The 2956-nt window shown below is 71.3% G+C and carries 2 protein-coding genes; both read left to right on the forward strand.

What is annotated here, in order from left to right; all coding sequences use genetic code 11:
* Positions 1-1185 (forward strand): TGS domain-containing protein (locus AC08ON_RS01655; protein ID WP_476616330.1); only part of this gene is annotated, 1185 nt, incomplete at its 5' end.
* Between the two features lie 22 nt (positions 1186-1207).
* Positions 1208-2956: RelA/SpoT family protein (locus AC08ON_RS01660; protein WP_476616331.1), on the forward strand; the 1749-nt coding region annotated here is incomplete at its 3' end.

The following is a 2956-nucleotide window of genomic DNA, read 5'->3' on the forward strand; positions in this document are numbered from 1 at the left end:
CCCTCGGCGGGGACCCCGGAGGGCGGGCGGGCCGGTCGGCGCAAGGGCGGACCCGATGCGGACCTCATGACCTGGCTGCGTCAGGTGCTCGACTGGCAGCGGGAGACCGCGGACCCGGGAGAGTTCCTCGACAGCCTGCGGTTCGCCGCCGAGACCGACGAGGTTTTCGTCTTCACCCCCAAGGGCGACGTCATCCCGCTGCCTGCCGGGTCGACCTCGGTGGACTTCGCTTACGCGGTGCACACCGACATCGGCCACCAGTGCGTCGGGGCCCGGATCAACGGCCGTCTCGCGGCCCTGGACACCCCGCTGGACAACGGCGACGCGGTCGAGATCTTCACCTCGCGGGCCCATTCGGCCGGCCCGAGCGAGGACTGGTTGATGTTCGTCCGTTCGTCGCGGGCCAGGACGAAGATCCGCCAGTGGCACGCTCGTGGGCGCCGGGAGGACGCGATCGTCGCCGGCCGCGACGCGATCGGCCGCGCGATGCGCCGCCACGGCCTGCCGCTGTCCCGCCTGATGAGCGGGGACGCGCTGTTGAACCTGGCCAAGGACCTGCGCTACGCCGACGTGGCCGCCCTCTACGCGGCCGTGGGGGAGAACCACGTCAGCGCCCAGTTGGTGGTCTCGCGGCTGCTCGTGGCCCTCGGCGGTCCGGAGGGGGCCGAGGAGGACGCGGGTGAGACCGAGCTGCCGATCCGCACGCTGCGTCGCTCGACCGGGGAGGCGGGGGTGCTCGTCACCGGTGCTCCCGACGTGTGGACGAAGCTCGCCCGCTGCTGCACCCCCATGCCCGGCGACGAGATCGCCGGTTTCGTCACCCGGGGCAAGGGAGTGTCGGTCCACCGGACGGACTGCTCCAACCTGTCGGGGCTGCGCGGCGGGCCGCACGACCGCATGATCCAGGTCGAGTGGGCGCCGTCGTCGGGCTCGGTGTTCCTCGTCGTGATCCAGGTCGAGGCGATGGACCGTACCAAACTACTTTCGGATGTCACCCGGGTACTGTCCGACCGGCACGTGAACATCCTGTCGGCGTCGGTGGCCACCACACGGGATCAGGTGGCGGTCAGCCGCTTCACGTTCGAGATGGGAGACGCCAAGCATCTCGGGCACATCCTGAGTGCGGTGCGTGCCATCGAGGGCGTATACGGCTGTTTCCGCGTTACCTCGGGCGTACAGGTCTAACGGGTCGAATCAGGGGGGCGCCGTGGATGCTGAGACCGTGGGTGCGGGTCTGCCGGCCGGCGGCGGTCTGACCCCCGCGCTGTCCCGGGCCGACGGCGGTGCCGACGAGGCCTCCCGGGCCCTGTCGGCGGCCCGGCAGGCGAGCGTGCGTCTCGCCCACCTGGCCAGGCGGATGGCGACACCGCGGATGTCCCAGGTGCCGCCGGAGCTGCGTGACATCGTCGAGGCGCATCGCGACTATCATCCGCGCGCCGACATCGGCCTGCTGGTGCACGCCTACGGCGTCGCCGAGCGGCTGCACGCCGGTCAGATGCGGCGCAGCGGGGATCCGTACATCAGCCATCCCCTCGCCGTCACCGAGGTCCTCGCGGAGCTGGGGGTGGACACGACTACCCTGATCGCTGCCCTGCTGCATGACACGGTCGAGGACACCGGGTACACCCTCGACTCCGTCACCCAGGAGTTCGGCGCGGAGGTGGCCAACCTCGTCGACGGTGTCACCAAGCTGGACAAGATGCGGTTCGGGGAGGCTGCGGAGGCCGAGACGCTGCGCAAGCTGATCGTGGCCCTGGCCCGGGACTACCGAGTACTGGTCATCAAGATCGCTGACCGGCTGCACAACATGCGCACGCTCGCCTTCATGTCCCCTCCCAAACAGGTGAAGATCTCCCGGGTCACGCTTGAGGTCCTGGCCCCGCTGGCCCACCGGCTCGGCGTCAGCGTGATCAAGCGGGAGCTGGAGGACCGGGCGTTCGCCGTGCTCCATCCCGCCGAGCACGCCCGGATTGCCGCCACGGTGGACGAGTTCACCGCCGCTGAGCGCGCGGCCGGAACCGTCGCGGCGCTGGTGGCACGGTTGCGAGCCGGGCTCGCGGGGGCTCGCATCGACGGCGCCGTCTCCATCCGGGTCAGCCACCTGTTCTCGATCTACAAGCGGGCGCAGGAGCGCAACCGGCCCGTCCAGGACTACACCGACCTCGTCCGCGTCCTCGTGCTCGTCGACGAGGTGACGGATTGTTACGCGGCGCTGGGTGTCATCCACGCCCTGTGGCGACCGGTGCCCGGCAGGCTGCGCGACTTCGTGGCTACCCCGAAGTTCAACATGTACCAGTCCCTGCACACGACGGTGACCGACGGCGCCGGCCGCTCCCTCGACATCCAGATCAGGACGCCGTCGATGCACCGGCTGGCCGAGACCGGGATCGTCGCCCGACCGGTCGGCCCCGGCGCGGACGGCGCCCGTCTGGAGGGCCTGTCCTGGTTGCACAGCCTGCTGGACTGGCAGGAGGAGGTCGACTCGGACGAGTTCCTCGAGTCGCTGTACTCAGACCTGGATGCCGACGAAGTGCTGGCGTTCACGCCCAAGGGCAGGATGCTCGCACTGCCGGCCCGGTCCTCCCCGGTGGACGTCGCCTACGCCGTGCACACCGACATCGGGCACCGGGCGATCGGCGCCCGGGTCAACGGTCGGCTCGTCCCGTTGCATACCCGGCTGCGCAACGGCGACGTCGTCGAGATCCTGACCTCCAACCTCCCCGGCGCGGGACCGTCGGAGGACTGGTTGCACTTCGTCAGGACCTCCCGGGCCCGGGTACGTATCCGGCGCCGGCTGGCCCGGCAGCGCAGGGACACCGCGGCCGGGGCGGCCGAGCTGGGCGTCACGACCACCCGGTCCGGGAGCGGCGGCGGGGCGCGGACCGCCGGCGGCGCGGACGGCGCCTCGTCGGGCCCGCCGTCGCCGACCCGTCCGATCGCCCGGCGTGGGGTGCCC

It is taken from the genome of Frankia sp. CoWAU3, from assembly GCF_977971855.1.